This window comes from Salinicoccus sp. Marseille-QA3875, assembly GCF_054950095.1.
The window spans coordinates 1315802-1331393 of sequence record NZ_CM143103.1 but is presented as its reverse complement, the minus strand read 5'-3'; the positions used below and the strand labels follow the sequence as shown (position 1 = coordinate 1331393).

The following is a 15592-nucleotide window of genomic DNA, read 5'->3' as shown; positions in this document are numbered from 1 at the left end:
CCTTTTCAATTGAAATAATCAGGATATGATTCTTTCAGCGCTTTCTGATCATATATCAATAATTCCAAATGTTTCCTTATAATTTTTTCAGCATTGTCAGCTTCTTTTTTCTTGATTGCTTCAATCATTTCTTCATGCTGATCAACCAGGACATCCCAATTGAGTTTCATCGTCAGGCTTAGTCTTCTTAGGCGGTTAGAATCCGTCTCATTCTTTTGAATGACTTCCCAAACTCTTAATTTGCCACTTCCCTCAGCCAACAGACGGTGAAATTCTTTATCCAATGCGAATAATTCATTTTCATCATCATTTTCTTGCGCGAACTTTTGATATTTTAAATTTTTTTCAAGTTTCTGTATGTATGTATTTGAAAAAGATTGGCACGCAAGGCGTATGATTCCTGCTTCAGCCTGCTCTCTCAAGAAACGTGCATCTTCTACATGATCTAAATCAATAAGAGATATATACGAACCCCTTTGCGGAAGAACAGTCAGCAATTCCTCTTCAGACAACTTTAGAAATGCTTCTCTGACAGGTGTTCTGCTTACTTCCAGTTCTTCTGATATTTCTGTTTCCGAGATTGTTGTACCTGGAGGTAATTCAAGAGAAACAATGGCTTCCAGTAATGTGTCATAGACGAATCCACGTGTTGATTTTCTAAATTCATTCTTATTTAACATGTCTATCCCCCTTTTCTGGATTTATTCTACCATACTACCATACAAGTATGCTAGTATAATTTAAAACGCTTACAAATAAAGGAGGTAATTTTTTGGTTTCAAAAATAAAATTGAAAAATGCAACACAAGACGTGTTCAAAAAGTATGGGTTACCAGAAGAGTCGGCAGAGACGATAGCCGATGTACTGGTTCATGCTAATTTAAGAGGTGTAGATTCTCACGGGGTTTTAAGAATAGAACACTACATAAAAAGAATCAAAGAAGGCGGAATCAATATTCAGCCTCGAATTTCAGAATCGGAAAGTTCAGCAACTACAAGTACGATAGATGGTGATAATGGTTTTGGTCACTATATTGCAAAGAAAGCCATGAATAGTGCGATTGAGAGAGCAAAAGCCGAAGGGGTTGGTGCTGTAGCAGTCAAGAACAGCAGCCACTGCGGGGCTTTATCATATTTCGTCAACCAGGCTGCTGAAGATGGCCTGATTGGAATTGCAATGACACATGCTGACAAAATAGTAGTGCCTTTTGGCGGTGCAGAATCATTTTTTGGTACAAACCCGATTGCTTTTGGCTTTCCTGCCAATAAAGAAGAACCGTTAATATTAGATTTTGCCACCAGTACTGTCGCACTTGGTAAAATTTTAAATGCCAGAGAAACCGGCGAAAGTATCCCAAGTGGGTGGGGAGTCGACAAAGACGGTAATGATACGAATAATCCAAATGAAGTCGTTGCTCTAACACCATTTGGCGGCCCCAAGGGATATGGACTCGCAATGGTTGTTGAAATTTTCACCGCATTACTGACAGGGGCTGCCTTCGGCCCCCACATCTCCAAAATGTACGGAGATTACGATAAGAATAGAGAACTCGGTCATTTCTTCATGGTAATTGACCCTGCAAAATTTGTAGCTGCAGATATTTTCAAATCCAGATTAGATCAAATGATTAATGAGTTGCGAGAAGCACCGCCTGCAGGAAATTCAGAACAAATTTTTGCTCCCGGTGATATTGAAATGCAGACTGTTAAAGAACGCGAAAAAAATGGGATTCCCATCACTGCATCTATCGTTGAATTTTTAAACCGCGAAGTGAATGCAATCTTATAGAATGGAGAGTACTATGTTTATTACATAGTGCTTTTTTATTTTAGGCCCATTCAAGTATAATTGATTTAAGTATTAAGATTTAGGAGATGAAATTATGAGATTAAAAGATAAAGTTGCCATCATTACCGGCGGCAGCCAGGGCATTGGCAGAGGTATCGTGAAAAATTTTGCCGAAGAAGGGGCTAAAGTCGTCATCGCAGATATTAACAGCGAGACAGGCGAACAGGCGGAAATAGAGTTTAAAAATGAAAACTTGAAAGTCGCTTTTCTCAAAACAGATGTGAGCAATGAAAACGATGTGAAAAAACTGATGAAATTTACCGCTGATAAATTTGGCAGTATTGATATTCTGGTCAATAATGCTGCGGTCAACTATCGGAAAGCTGTTCATGAAACTTCGTTGGAAGAGTGGAATAATTTAATGAATGTCAATTTGACCGGAGCTTTCCTCTGCAGTAAATATGCGATTCCTGAAATGCAGAAACAGGAAAGTGCTTCAATCATAAACATTGTCTCCTGGCATGCTGAGACAACCATCACGAGACTGGCTGCCTATGCCAGTGCAAAAGGCGGTCTGACTGCATTGACACGACAGATGGCCCTCGACTACGGCAAAGATCAGATCCGGGTGAATGCTGTGGGTCCGAGTACTATTGAAACACCGATGCTCGAAAAAACTTTTGAAAGCCTTGATGATCCAGAAGAGGCAATGAAACAGTCTCTGGAATTTAATCCTATGGGACGTTTCGGTAAGGTGGATGACATCGCGAAAGCATGTCTGTTCTTTGCTTCGGACGATTCGGCATTTGTCAGCGGTCAGACGATGATGGTAGACGGCGGTCAGATCAATAAAGTTTCCCGTCCGATTTCTTTTGATTAAATTATCATTGACTGGAAGGTGACAAAGTGGCTAAAAATACGCAGGATTTCACGCAGGGGCCGATACTGAAACCTTTAATACTGTTTTCGGGACCGATCATGCTGACAAACTTGCTGCAGACATCATTTCAAATCGTCGACAGTCTTTGGGTCGGTAATATTCTTGGTGCGGAAGCTCTTGCCGCAGTCAACATTTCAACAACAATACTCGTCACTGTGTTGTCATTTGTACTTGGGTTAAACAATGCAGCTTTAACAATCCTTTCACAGCAATATGGGAGAGGTGATGAAGCGGGTCTGAAGAGATATTTAAATGCTTTTATCGTTGTCATGACAGTCATGGCAGTCGGTTTTGGACTCCTTGGCTACATATTTTCAGCTGAACTGCTGCTCCTGCTCGGTACACCTGAATCAATATTGGACCAGTCACAGATATATCTCCAAATCAGCTTTTTAGGCATGTTTTTTCTGTTTGCCTATAACTTCATCAATACTGTTTTAAGAGCACTTGGTGACAGTAGGACGCCGATGAGAATTGTTCTGATCGCCGTTGTGCTGAACGCGGTTTTAGCTCCTGTATTGATGGTCATCTTTGAACTGGGCATTGTCGGGGCGGCACTTGCAACAGTCGCTTCACAGGGAATAGCATTTATATACAGCGTTTATCACTCGATGAGGTATAAATTGATCCCTTTCACTTATCCGACATTGCCGAAGTTCTCTGAAGTATCGCTCATTTTAAAATTGGGCGTACCTGCGGGACTGCAGATGGGTGTCATCGCTGCAGGTTCCGCTGCAATCTTAAGCGTCGTCACAAGTTTCGGGGGACAGACTGTTGCAGGGTTCAGCGCAGCACAAAGACTGAGCAGTCTGATCACACTGCCTGCAATGGCGCTTGGAACTGCCGTCAACAGTATGGCTGGGCAGAATATCGGCCTTAATTACTGGAACCGTGTAAAAAGCATCGCAAAATATGCGGTTGTATATAACCTCGCAATCATGGTGGCCATCGCTGTCATCATCATGATTTTTGCAGAGGCCGGTATCCGGTTGTTCATACAAGAGTCTGAAGCAGTCGAGTTCGGTGCAACCTACTTAAGGATCGTTGCACTGTGCTTTCCATTTCTGGGAATCAACTTTGTACTGAATGGCATCGTCCGTGCTTCAGGTGCCATGTTCCAGGTGCTTGTGCTCAATATCATATCTTTCTGGGTACTCAGATTTCCACTGACGGATCTTTTCTCCTCCATCTTTGGTTCGATCGGAATCGGCATGGGGATGGGCGCAAGTTTCATTCTCAGCAGTGTTTTTGCCTATGGTTATTACAGATTTGGCAAATGGGACAAAAAAGTGCTTTTTGATGAATGACAGGGCGCAGCCGTTTGTATATTACATGTTGATCTTTATCATATACATAACTGCAGTTATGATAATATTCCAAGCAGTTCAAAACAGCCATTAATTCATTGATTTGAACTAATGGCTGTATCTCATTGAGTATAACTTTCAGAGCCTTTGCACGTTTTCCTTTTCGCTTCCGCATACACTTCCTTAGGAAACTTATAAAGCCTCAACAGCTCTATTGCATTCGTGGTAGAAGAAACGCCCTCACGGATTTTATAATCAAAATAAATTTCATCATCAATCAGATTTTCCCTGAAATGGTAGAATTCAAGCTCTTTATCCATAAGTTCGGTTAATTCCATATCATGTGTCGCTGCAATTAAAAAGATATTCTCTTTACCATTCAAATACCGGAGCAGGGATTCTGCCGCTGCAACGCGTTCCGCAGTGTTGGTACCCTTGAACACCTCATCTATGATGCAGTAGAGATTACCTTCAAAATCGTCTGCTTCATCAATAATCCTCTTCAAAGATTTCATTTCACTGATGAAGTAACTGTCTCCTTCTATAACACTGTCTGTAATATCCATCGACGAAATCACTTTACCGGTGTGATATTCAAAGTGCGTACTCGTTGAAGTATTCAAGCCATTGCTGAGTACGACATTGATTCCCAGCGCTTTCATGAATGTTGATTTTCCTGAAGCATTTGAGCCCGTCAGCAATATGTCCTTATTGAAATCCAGATCATTCTCAACCGCTTCCGTCACCAATGGATGGTAGAGATCTTCGACATTGATGTACGAATGTTCAGCAACATCCGGAAGACTGTAATAGGGCAGAGTTTCGCGCCACATTGCGACACTATAATTCAAATCCAGTCTGGCCACATAATGCCAGCCGGCTTTATATAATTCATGGTTTTTATTCAACGATTTTATAATGGCATGATAGATATGATAATCAATCAGGAATAACGACTTCATCACAACAAACAGCTGGATTGCTATATTCATCTCACGCGCATTATCATCATTGACGAATAAAGGGCTGAGCAGCGATAATCTTTTCAAACCTTTGCTGTTGTATTCGGATTTTAACTTGCCTGCAGTTACGATAATGTTCAGGGTGTAAAATATATCTGTATAATCGAACCCGGTGGAACCTTTATGCTTCTGTGAAATGTAGACATTTATGCCGAGTCCCGCGATTATCATAATCAACGCAAACAAGGGATTAAGTACAAATAGAAAAACGCCTATTACCGGCAGGAACGAGAACAGTATGTATAAAGGTTTATACTTTTTTTCTGGAATATATTCATACATGAACTTGCTTGTATCAGAGTTTTTATATTTACCGAGCATAGCCAGACGATAAGAGAGTTTTTCCCGAAAACTCGCATCATGTTTTATATCTTCTATTAAATCTTCATCAATGACTTTATTTTCTGTTGAATTGCGCAGTGCAGCATAAAGCAGTTCTTCACCTATAGTCGTAAAAGTGAAATTGCTTTTATCGATCAACTGCCCCAAGTCCAGGTCACTCCATGTTTCATCATCTACGATATTCCTGTTATCGGTATCCTCATTTTCCAAAATATTTACGAAGTAATTATGATAATGCACAAAAGAATCCTTCTTGGCCTCGAATGCTTCTTTTCTATCCCATAAATTTTTAATATCTTTTCTTGTTTTATAAATTTCATGAATCTTTATACCTGCTGAGATTAAAATCATCAAAATCGTTACAATGAGGATTAAATAGAGCGTCTGGATCTTAACCACCTGTTTTCTTCAGAGTTTATGATGTTCTTAATTATACATGAGATAAAAGTGTTATTCTGATATATTTATTGTTTTAATTTTTAAACTTTTCACATCAAAACCTTGATTCTTTCTCCTACTGTGTTACTATGGTTTTAATTCATAGTTACATAGTATGTTTATATATTGAGGGTGAGTATATGGAATTCAGTATTTTAAATCAAAGTCCTATTTTAAAAAATCATACAGTTAAAGAGTCGCTGCAGAATACTATAGACTTTGCGGTGAAAGCAGAGACTTTAGGTTACAATAGATTTTTCGTTTCAGAACACCACAACTTGAAAACATTGATCGGCACGGCACCCGAAGTGCTCGTGTCACATATTGCTGCACACACTTCTAAAATGCATATTGGAGCGGGCGGTATCATGCTCTCCCACCACAATCCATTTCATGTTGCCGAGCAATTTCAATTGATCAGCCACCTGGCTGACGGCCGTATCGATCTTGGTGTGGGAAAAGCACCCGGCGGGACGCCTGATGCAACAAAAGCGCTCCAGCATGAGCTGAAAGATGACATCGCACCTTTCAACAAACGCTTCATTGAACTTAAGAAGTACCTGAACAATAAACATTCAAATGCAGATGAACTGAAAATTTCTCCCGATACAGATAACCCGCCTGAACTGTTTCTACTCGGCGGCAGTGTAAGTTCCGCTTTGTTTGCCGCAGAAGAAAACGTGAATTACATGTTTGCACATTTTATAAACAATGATGTCGCTCTTTTAAAAGAGGTCGCACAGAATTATAAAGAGAATGTCCGAAAAGGAAAGTTCATCGTTGCCTTGTCCGTACTGATCATTGAAGGCGATGAGAGCAAAGAAGCGGTCATCAAAGAGAATGAATACTATCAATTACTATACGAAGACGGCAGAAAGTATAGAGTAATCACTGAAGAACAGGTTGAAACTTTCGTGAAAAATTCAGATGAAGAAATTGAAGTTGTAAAAAAACAGCCGGATATCATCATGGGAAGTGCTGATGAAGTGATCGATAGATTACGGGAACTCAATAAAGATAATTATATTGATGAATTCATGTTCCATCTGCCGACGACAGATCCTGAAATACGTGAACAGACACTTGAAGCACTGGCACCAGTCAATACAATTCATAATTCAGAGAAAGCAGGGATAGTATGAGCAGAAAAAAAGTACAGTTCGGCGTGATGCTGCACGGCCCGGGCGGTCACATGAACGCCTGGCGCAGTGACGATGTGCCATCCGATGCCAGTACGAATTTCGAACATTACCTGAACGTGACAAAAAAAGCAGAAGCGGCCGGTATCTCTTTTGTTTTCGTCGCAGACGGTCTGTATATAAATGAAAAGTCCATCCCACATTTCCTCAGCCGCTTCGAACCATTGACGATCCTGGCGGCACTGGCACCGATAACGAGCAAAATCGGTCTTGTAGGCACAATTTCTAGCTCTTACAGCGAACCGTTCACTGTAGCAAGACAACTCGCCTCAATCGATAAGATAAGCGGCGGCCGTGCAGGGTGGAACGTCGTAACTTCTCCTCTTGAAGGCAGTGCGGATAACTTCAGCAAGGACAAACATCCCGAGCACAGTCTCCGTTATGACATCGCAGAAGAACACCTCCAGGTTGTGCAGGGGCTTTGGGACTCATGGGAAGACGATGCTTTCGTCCGGGATGCAGAAAACAATCAATACTTTGATAAAGAAAAAATGCATGAGCTCAACTATAATGGGGAGCACTTCCAAGTGAAGGGGCCGCTCAATATCGACCGTTCCAAGCAGGGTCAGCCGATCATCTTTCAGGCCGGCGCCTCCAAAAAAGGATCTGGTTTTGCTGCTAAGCATGCAGATGCCGTGTTCACTAACGGCGGCACACTGGAACAGGCACAGAGCGCTTATAAAGATGTTAAACAAAAAGCGGTCGATGCCGGCAGAAGTGCTGATGACATTAAAATATTCCCCGTCCTGTCACCGATTATCGGAGATACCGACGAAGAAGTTCAGGAAAAATATAAAGGAATCCAGAACCTTGTAACGACAGAAGAAGCGCTGGCCTATCTGGGGAGATATTTCGATCATCATGATTTTTCACAGTACGATCTTGACGCACCATTTCCGGAACTCGGTGATGTCGGTAAAAACAGTTTCCAGTCTACGACAGATGAGATCAAAAGAAGAGCGCAGGAAGAAAATCTCACATTACGTGAAGTTGCTCTCGAGGAGACAACTCGTGAAACACCATTTATGGGGACCCCTGAAAAAGTTGCTGATAAGATCATTGAGTGGGTCGATGAAAAAGCAGCTGACGGCTTCGTCCTTACACCGCATGTACTCGGTGAACTGTATGATGACTTCTTAAATAAAGTCATCCCGATCCTGGTTGAAAAAGGCTACTACGATACATCTTACGAAAGTGACACTTTACGAGGAGAACTCGGATTGAAATTTAAAGAGAACAGATATTCAAACAGAGTGAAAGTATAATATATAAAAAGGGCGAAGCTTTTGACAGCTTCGCCCTTTTTATATTCAATTCATGATTTAATGCCCAAGTTCAATATCAATTCACCGTCATGCGTCTCACTCTTCATAGCAACTATATCTTCGTCGGAAGTATCGATGACATATTCACCAGACAAGTTGTTTTCATCCTTATAGAACAGCTTGATCCTGTCGATACTGTTGAAATCATATTCGAGCATAACAATCATACTGTTCATATGATCGAACTCGGGATAATTTTCATATTCCAATAAGATTTCATTACGGCCATCCATGAACTTGGCCAGCGATTCCCGGTTGATGACCAGATCGACTTTATCCGACTCCAAGTTCAGGTCGTTAAAATGTTTGATATCAAGTGCAATCTTTTTCTCCCCAAGACCAACAATATCATCGATGAATGACACACCTGTAAAATTCACATTGTTAACATCAGATACATCCAATAATTGATTCATTTATATATCCTCACATCATTTAAATAGTATCCTGATTGTATCATACAACTAGATACACCTCATCCGGCGTGCTTGACCGAAAATTATTTCTAAGTATGCAGGAAAACATCTCTTTCTACTGACAATTAGAAAAACACCCTGCAGCATTTTCCGCTGCAGGGTGCCATTTCTAGTCTTCAAAAATTATTTCTTCATCAATGCTAGTGTCATCGTCATCTTCGAGGCTCAGCTCTGTAATATTTCTTGTATTATAGCCGATTCTTTCCAAAGTACTGATCAGATCGACATACAGATGTCCGCCGTCTGTCGAACATATACCCTTGTTCATACGTTTAACATGCTGTTTCCTCAGCTTCTTTTCAATATTGGTAGACTTTTGAGTCATTTCTAATATCGCTTCTACTTCCTGAGGATTGTAAATATCTATCGCATCTACTGCTTTTCTATACGATTTTCCGACATGTTTGAGGAAATCTTTCAAACCTTTTTGTGCAGATTCGGAGAGTTCAATCTCTTTATTATATTTTCTGACATTCAAATCTGTATACTGTACGATTTGTTCGCTCACTTTATAAAGCATTCGATTAATTTCCAGCAGTCTTGTCTGTCTGATTACATCATCATTTGAAATGTCGTATTTGGAAAGATTTTGTAAATACTTTCTGATACTTTCATTCAATCCATCCACAACGTTTGCTTTTTCTCTTATCTGCTTCTCTACTTTTTGCTCATTTGCATAAGTGAATTCCTTCGCATCTTCAAACATACTCTCAGTGAGCGTCCCAAGTTTTTGAATTTCTTTTTGGGATGCCTGAAGAGCAAGTGAAGGTGACTGTCTCATTAAAGCTTCATCCAGATGCACCGGCTTATAATCTTCGGAAAAGTCTTTCCCCGGTACTATTTTGGTGACAATCCATGCCAGAAATCCAATAAGGGGCAGGTGGATCAATGTATTCGCTATGTTATAAGAACCATGTGCGAAGGCGATTGTCATGCGGCCATTTAAATCCAGTGCCGTTTCCAAGTATCCTACATACATTGTAAAGAACGGCAAGATCAGCATGAATATGAATGCACCGATCAAGTTGAAGACAACATGTACTGCGGCTGCACGTTTTGCAGCGATTGTACCGACCAGTGCTGCAAGTACCGCTGTAATTGTCGTACCGACGTTATCACCCAAAAGAATCGGCAGTGCAGCATTTAAATCAACCAGGTCATTCATATAGAAGTTCTGTAAAATCGCGATTGTTGCACTTGAACTTTGAACGATCACCGTGAGAACCGTACCGACACCAAAACCGAGTAAAGAATTATCGGACAGTGTCAGCATGAGCTCGGAGAACCATGCGAGGTCCGCAAGAGGTCCGACGCCGTCTCCCATCAGTTCCAAGCCGTAAAAAAGAGCACCAAAACCAAAGAATATACGTCCATAGTTGTTAATTTTAGGCGCTTTAAAGAAAAATATTAAAATAACACCGAATGCCAGTATCGGCAGTGAATAAGCGCCGATATCAAGACCGATGACAAACGCTGTGATTGTCGTACCGATATTGGCACCCATGATCACACCGATCGCCTGTTTTAAAGTCATAAAGCCTGCAGAAACTAAACCAATCGTTATCGCAGTTGTTCCGGAGCTGCTTTGTATCAGTGCAGTAATGATGATACCTGCTAATATCCCAAGAAAAGGGTTTGTCGTCATACGATTTAAGATTTCGCGCAGCCTGTCTCCTGCCGCTGCCTGTAAACCGTCCCCCATGCTTTTAATACCGTAAAGAAATATACCGAGTCCACCTAAAAACGTGAACAGGACTTCCATCGGGCTGAGTTCCATTTAAATACCTCCACTTTGGTACTTGAGAAGCTTTTACTCTATATTTACAATCTTAATATATCATTTACAAACTTCACTTCAAATTTATTATATACACTCCATTTATAAAATGCATTAAAATAAATAAATTAACCCTCGTATTACCGATTACACGCAATATTAGTACTTTGCCTAATAATTAGTTAATTTTAAAAGATGATCTGACTTTAATTTTTCATACGGTCTTAATAGGTGTGTTAAAATACTGGCAATGAGATTAAAAAAAGAGGGGGATTTCAATGGAACGCTATAAAAAAACGAAAGAAAAACTGCTTAAATCAGAGGATTATAGAAGTTTTACAATGCGTTCCCGCCATTTGCCGGAGATGCTAAATCAAGAATCCGCCCGCTTCAAAGAAATTCAGGAAACTTATAAAGAAGAAGGATTCAACCATCTTTCTGTAGTTGAACTGTGCCGGACATTCATCAAAGTGGAATTGTTAAAATTATCACTGATACAGAGTACACATGGGATTTTTTCAGAAGGGGACACTCCTCATTATCCGATGGACCATGAAGTGCTTGATGATTTCACTTTAAATAAAAATGAAATTGATTTTTATGAACTGCAGCTGCCTGAAGCATTGGAAAGAATTAATATTGAAGCCAGAAATAAAATTATTGAATTCACCAAAAGTATGGAACCATTCCTCCAATTGATCGAGAAGAATACTGGAGACTTCAACGAGACGTTTAAAACTGTGATGGATGTTCTTGTGAATGACAATCCACATATTTTAAGCAAAATTTATAACACTAATTACTATGAGACAGTCTTAAATTATAATATTGATAATGCTTTTGAAAAAGTCTGGAAAGACCAGCTTATACAAAAACCATTAGTTTCATATTATGCCGCATTTACATTGGCCCATTACGATGATATGTTCAAACAGCAGCTGACATGATTAAAAGAGGCGGACCTTCCTAAAGCAGGGTCCGCCTCTTTTTCAGTTTACTATATAAGGTGGTTATATTCGTATCGTATATAACTTCAATGAAGTCATTAGTTTTAAATTAGAGTATTTTAATTATTATTTCCATCAAGAAATGCAAGTATTTTTGTCAGCGAGTCTTCCGCTGCCTGTGCATTTTCGTATTTTGTACCTCCAAAATCAATAATCATACCGTCGACATCCATATGAACATTCGCAGGCAATTGATAGAAGCTGTATGGGTAAGAGATAAAATGGCCTGCATTCCTGTAAGAAAGATATATATCATTCTCATTATTTCTCTCCTGCTGAATTTCATCACTGAAATCCACAGATGGCCATAACTTGTCATCACCGCCTGAAACTATGAACAGCGGTGCATCTATCTCATCCACATGGATTTTACATTCATATGCATTTTTCCTGCTCAGAGATTTTTTCCAGATTTCAAGAAAGTACATCGGCCGCTTCTTTATATAATTCATGATTGTCGAAAACATGAAGCTGACCGGAAACTTCATCTTTAAATAAGGCAGTGATTCACCATCCAGCATCCAGCCGGGGATAGGGGCAAATATGCCGCCTTTCATTCCTGAAGTGATATAGTTCGACGCAGCACCGGCCACGATGGACTGATAACAATTGAATGTCCGTCCGAGCAGCAGTGCCAGTTCTGCACCTTTGGAGTATCCGATCAGGTTGACCTTACCGTTGCTTTTATCGTGGGTGGATAAATAATCTGAAGCCACTTTGAAGTAGCCCAGATCAACCTTTTCCAGATGTTCATTCAACCCTTCATCGTTAAAGTAGGATAAAGCGAGCACCAGATAACCTTTCCCCGCAAGAAATGATGCCGCATGTGACTCATTCCCGCCATCGGAACCGCTTAAAATCATGACTGAAGGATAGTTCCCCGGTTCTCGGGGCGCATATAGACCGCCCTTTATATCAGCATTTTCTATCTCAATCTTTTCGACTGAATCATCTTTAAACTTAAGGGTGATGGTTTCTGTCGCCTGAATTTCATCATCTGTAATCACATATAAAGTTGCTTCCAGATCTGCATCTGACTTTTTAACGAAATAATCATCTTTATTATGTTTTTTACCGATCATCGACCATAATAGGCCTGCACCATCAGCCTGCTGATACGTCCCGTTTACAGGCACTGCAGTATTCAAATCTATTTCATAGCTTTCGTCTGATGTGAAATCTGCATAGGAATGAAACGTTTTATGTTCATCGTCAACAAGTTCCATCCTGATGGTCACCTGCTCTTCAGGTTCTGATGTGAACACTTTAATATTCAATGCTTCATCGATCATCAGTTTATTTTTACTGAGCTTTATTTCCGTCATATTCTCACCCGCTGCTTAAAATAAAAAAATTTGTTTCTTCAATTGTACTTGTAAATTATGAGATTTTCATTGGTAATAGATTAAAATCAAGAAAATGATTGGGATGAAATTACATTTCACAGTTATTGATTGTACTTTTCCAGAACGTATGTAATACTCTGGTTGAAAATTGAATATAGATTAAATCTAGGAGTTGTTCCATATGGATAAGTATACATTACTAAAAGCACTGACATCAGCAGGTGTCGCAGCATCATTAGTGATTGGCCCAGATGCTGTTAACGGAGAGGACGAAGAAAATACAGCAGAAGCATCGGAAACAGAATCCCAGGATCATCATTATAATTATGAAGGCGACACAGGATACGGAGACGGCAGTTTCATACTTGATTCCGACTTTAAAAAAACGTTGGACACAGACGGCAACTTGTATTTTAACGGATATAATATTGAAGCATCAGAAGCCGATTACATCGAAAGTGTAAAAGAAGGTGACTTTGTGGAAGTCAAAGAAGTTTATGACCAGGAAATCACTTTGCACGATAACTCAAACAACTCTACAAAGGTCGATTTCCCTATACAAAATGGTGAACTTCCCATTAAAGATGTCATTGATGTATACGGAGGAGACTATGAAGTCCATCCTGGCCACGACGGCACATATGAAACTTACGTATACCTTTTAGGTGATCAGAAAGATGATAAAGAAAAGAATGAAATGGCACTGAAAGTTGAAGACGGCCATGTAACCCAGGGTATAATCGGATACAATTCATCATACTAAGATGAGAACCGGTACAGCTGAGTATGCTGTACCGATTTTTTTGAGTCAATCTCTTCCAGATCTATATACTAAAGTTCATCGGGCATTTAAACTGCTCAACGACCGATTAACATATGACCCTCATCCATAAAACACCCCAAACCGTGAACTTGACAGTAAAGCTTACTGTGATACGGTTAATCTTGTATGTTAATTTCTGTATTTTCAAAATTTATGGAGGGATTTTCTATTAAGAAGTTTTTGAGTTTTGTTACAGTATTCGCGTTAGTTCTGTTTTTGGCAGCCTGCGGTAACGGCGAAGAAGGTACTGATGACGGTGCGGCGGAAGAAAACAATGGAGAAGAAACGAACTACAGTGAGGCAGTAGACTACACTATATACGGTATTGAGCCGGGTGCAGGTATTACTGAACTTGCTCACAATACTTTGGATACATACGATAATCTTGAAGGCTGGACGCTGGAAGAGAGTTCCACAGGCGGTATGATGACAGAGTTAAGAGATGCGATTGACAACGAAGAACCTATTTTTATCACAGGATGGTCACCGCATTACAAATTTGTGGAATTTGATTTAAAGTATCTTGACGATCCGGAAGGCGGTATGGGAGACACTGAAGACGTACATACCATCGCCCGTCTTGGACTTGAAGAAGATAAGCCGGAAGCATATCAGATGCTCAATTCGTTCAATTGGGAGCTTGAGGACATGGAACAGGTCATGTACGAAGGTGAAGACAGCAGTTATCCTGAATCAGCACAATCCTGGGTGGACAATAATAGGGATAAAGTCGACCAATGGATAGATGGAATAGAACCCGTTGACAGTGAACCATTCGAACTTGTCTCGATGTCCTGGGAATCAGAAGTGGCATCCGCACAGGTAGTGCGTGTGGTACTTGAAGAAATCGGCTATGATGTGACAGTGACTGATGTGGACCCTGCAGTAGTATTCCAGGCAATTGCCAATGGTGAAGCTGACGCGACTGTCGCTCCCTGGTTACCGGTAACCCAAGGTCACCACTATGAAGAGCATGAAGGTAACTTTGAAGACCTCGGTGCCAACTCAACAGATACAAGAAACGGTATCGTTGTACCGGAATATATGGATATCGAGTCGATTGAAGAGCTCGAACCAGCAGAATAAGATGGCAAAACACCTCTTCCCGCCCTGGAAAGAGGTGTTTTCTTCATGGTTTATCATTTAACATGGTTTCCATCATTGATGTGACACCGTTCCGTGAAACATCCTCCATCAATTCAGCTAACGCCTGTTCGTCCATGCTTCCTTTCTTTTCGACCCATAATTGGAATATGCCTATCAATGCAGATATCTGATATTCGATAATATACTCAAACTTCTGCGGTTCTTTAATACCAATATCCGTAACATAGCCCAAGATAATTTTTCTTATTTCCATTTTGAAATCATGTACGAAACTCGGGTCGCCCTCCGGCCCGATCATCACAGCTATTTTTTCACTGTTTTCCCTGATGTATGTGTTCGTTTTTTCAAATGACTCAAATACTCTTCCGCCGCTTTTCTCAAGAGACATTAAAGGATCCAGTATCATATCTTTTTCTGGTATCAAAGATTTCTTTAGTATATCCTGAATCTCATAGACATCGGAAAAGTAAGTGTAAAATGTACCGCGGTTATAACCTGCTTTATCGGTTATTTCCTTGACAGTTATTTTCATTAGGGGCTTCACTTTATATAATTCCCAGAATGCCTCGATCAAGTGGTTTCTTGTCTCTTCTGTCTGACTCATTTTCGACACATCCCCCTCTTTTCAACACTTTCCTTGAGTTTGTTTATTGATTGAACAGCCTGAAATAGGTATTATTTAATATTGTACAAC

Annotated in this window: 14 protein-coding genes; 8 read left to right on the top strand and 6 right to left on the bottom strand. The window is 40.2% G+C overall.

Annotation, left to right across the window (positions count from 1 at the left end; genetic code table 11):
* Window positions 1–5: 5 nt before the first annotated feature.
* Window positions 6–680: a GntR family transcriptional regulator gene (locus ACY8DT_RS06755; RefSeq protein WP_462422148.1), complete on the bottom strand. Its 675-nt coding sequence runs from the start codon at window positions 678–680 to the stop codon at window positions 6–8.
* A 92-nt stretch (window positions 681–772) separates the two neighbouring features.
* Here ACY8DT_RS06755 and allD point away from each other — a divergent pair, with 92 nt between their 5' ends.
* The 3 genes from allD to ACY8DT_RS06740 all read left to right on the top strand — a co-directional run bounded on the left by allD (window position 773) and on the right by ACY8DT_RS06740 (window position 4036).
* Window positions 773–1789: an ureidoglycolate dehydrogenase gene (gene allD / locus ACY8DT_RS06750; protein ID WP_462422147.1), complete on the top strand. Its 1017-nt coding sequence runs from the start codon at window positions 773–775 to the stop codon at window positions 1787–1789.
* Between the two features lie 94 nt (window positions 1790–1883).
* Window positions 1884–2669: an SDR family NAD(P)-dependent oxidoreductase gene (locus ACY8DT_RS06745; RefSeq protein ID WP_462422146.1), complete on the top strand. Its 786-nt coding sequence runs from the start codon at window positions 1884–1886 to the stop codon at window positions 2667–2669.
* Window positions 2670–2695: 26 nt separating this feature from the next.
* A complete protein-coding gene (locus ACY8DT_RS06740; RefSeq protein ID WP_462422145.1) occupies window positions 2696–4036 on the top strand; it encodes an MATE family efflux transporter in 1341 nt (446 codons plus the stop codon).
* Between the two features lie 122 nt (window positions 4037–4158).
* Here the strand turns inward: ACY8DT_RS06740 and ACY8DT_RS06735 are convergent, their stop codons facing one another.
* The gene (locus ACY8DT_RS06735; protein ID WP_462422144.1) at window positions 4159–5799 is read right to left on the bottom strand and encodes a MutS-related protein; all 1641 of its coding nucleotides are present in this window, start codon (window positions 5797–5799) and stop codon (window positions 4159–4161) included.
* Window positions 5800–5978: 179 nt separating this feature from the next.
* Between ACY8DT_RS06735 and ACY8DT_RS06730 the strand changes: the two genes are divergently transcribed.
* On the top strand, window positions 5979–6980 hold the full coding sequence (locus tag ACY8DT_RS06730; protein WP_462422143.1) for an MsnO8 family LLM class oxidoreductase: 1002 nt from the start codon (window positions 5979–5981) through the stop codon (window positions 6978–6980).
* Complete coding sequence (locus tag ACY8DT_RS06725; protein WP_462422142.1) at window positions 6977–8302, top strand: LLM class flavin-dependent oxidoreductase; 1326 nt, start codon at window positions 6977–6979, stop codon at window positions 8300–8302. Before ACY8DT_RS06730 ends, ACY8DT_RS06725 begins: the two co-directional genes overlap by 4 nt.
* Before the next feature lie 50 nt (window positions 8303–8352).
* Here ACY8DT_RS06725 and ACY8DT_RS06720 read toward each other — a convergent pair whose 3' ends face one another.
* Together ACY8DT_RS06720 and ACY8DT_RS06715 are read right to left on the bottom strand one after the other, a co-directional pair.
* Window positions 8353–8778, bottom strand: a complete 426-nt coding sequence (locus ACY8DT_RS06720; RefSeq protein WP_462422141.1) for a hypothetical protein — start codon at window positions 8776–8778, stop codon at window positions 8353–8355.
* A 169-nt stretch (window positions 8779–8947) separates the two neighbouring features.
* Window positions 8948–10615 carry a Na/Pi cotransporter family protein gene (locus ACY8DT_RS06715; RefSeq protein WP_462422140.1) on the bottom strand — a complete coding sequence of 556 codons (1668 nt, stop codon included), beginning with the start codon at window positions 10613–10615 and terminating at the stop codon, window positions 8948–8950.
* 278 nt (window positions 10616–10893) lie between these two features.
* On the opposite strand from ACY8DT_RS06715, the gene ACY8DT_RS06710 reads away from it, so the two are divergent.
* The gene (locus ACY8DT_RS06710; protein ID WP_462422139.1) at window positions 10894–11562 is read left to right on the top strand and encodes a hypothetical protein; all 669 of its coding nucleotides are present in this window, start codon (window positions 10894–10896) and stop codon (window positions 11560–11562) included.
* Window positions 11563–11681: 119 nt separating this feature from the next.
* On the opposite strand, the gene ACY8DT_RS06705 is transcribed toward ACY8DT_RS06710, so the two are convergent.
* On the bottom strand, window positions 11682–12947 hold the full coding sequence (locus ACY8DT_RS06705; RefSeq protein ID WP_462422138.1) for an acyl-CoA thioesterase/bile acid-CoA:amino acid N-acyltransferase family protein: 1266 nt from the start codon (window positions 12945–12947) through the stop codon (window positions 11682–11684).
* A gap of 202 nt (window positions 12948–13149) precedes the next feature.
* Here ACY8DT_RS06705 and isaB point away from each other — a divergent pair, with 202 nt between their 5' ends.
* Window positions 13150–13731 carry an immunodominant staphylococcal antigen IsaB family protein gene (isaB, locus tag ACY8DT_RS06700; protein ID WP_462422137.1) on the top strand — a complete coding sequence of 194 codons (582 nt, stop codon included), beginning with the start codon at window positions 13150–13152 and terminating at the stop codon, window positions 13729–13731.
* A gap of 240 nt (window positions 13732–13971) precedes the next feature.
* A complete protein-coding gene (locus ACY8DT_RS06695) occupies window positions 13972–14877 on the top strand; it encodes a glycine betaine ABC transporter substrate-binding protein (protein ID WP_462422136.1) in 906 nt (301 codons plus the stop codon).
* 43 nt (window positions 14878–14920) lie between these two features.
* Here ACY8DT_RS06695 and ACY8DT_RS06690 read toward each other — a convergent pair whose 3' ends face one another.
* Window positions 14921–15502: a TetR/AcrR family transcriptional regulator gene (locus ACY8DT_RS06690; RefSeq protein ID WP_462422135.1), complete on the bottom strand. Its 582-nt coding sequence runs from the start codon at window positions 15500–15502 to the stop codon at window positions 14921–14923.
* Window positions 15503–15592 lie beyond the last annotated feature (90 nt).

Bases quoted from the DNA above. Each gene is read 5' to 3' on its own strand.
- ACY8DT_RS06720 (WP_462422141.1), bottom strand. From the start codon at position 8,778: ATGAATCAATTATTGGATGTATCTGATGTTAACAATGTGAATTTTACA.
- ACY8DT_RS06710 (WP_462422139.1), top strand. From the start codon at position 10,894: ATGGAACGCTATAAAAAAACGAAAGAAAAACTGCTTAAATCAGAGGAT.
- ACY8DT_RS06730 (WP_462422143.1), top strand. From the start codon at position 5,979: ATGGAATTCAGTATTTTAAATCAAAGTCCTATTTTAAAAAATCATACA.
- ACY8DT_RS06690 (WP_462422135.1), bottom strand. From the start codon at position 15,502: ATGAGTCAGACAGAAGAGACAAGAAACCACTTGATCGAGGCATTCTGG.
- ACY8DT_RS06745 (WP_462422146.1), top strand. From the start codon at position 1,884: ATGAGATTAAAAGATAAAGTTGCCATCATTACCGGCGGCAGCCAGGGC.
- ACY8DT_RS06715 (WP_462422140.1), bottom strand. From the start codon at position 10,615: ATGGAACTCAGCCCGATGGAAGTCCTGTTCACGTTTTTAGGTGGACTC.
- isaB (WP_462422137.1), top strand. From the start codon at position 13,150: ATGGATAAGTATACATTACTAAAAGCACTGACATCAGCAGGTGTCGCA.
- ACY8DT_RS06705 (WP_462422138.1), bottom strand. From the start codon at position 12,947: ATGACGGAAATAAAGCTCAGTAAAAATAAACTGATGATCGATGAAGCA.
- ACY8DT_RS06755 (WP_462422148.1), bottom strand. From the start codon at position 680: ATGTTAAATAAGAATGAATTTAGAAAATCAACACGTGGATTCGTCTAT.
- ACY8DT_RS06725 (WP_462422142.1), top strand. From the start codon at position 6,977: ATGAGCAGAAAAAAAGTACAGTTCGGCGTGATGCTGCACGGCCCGGGC.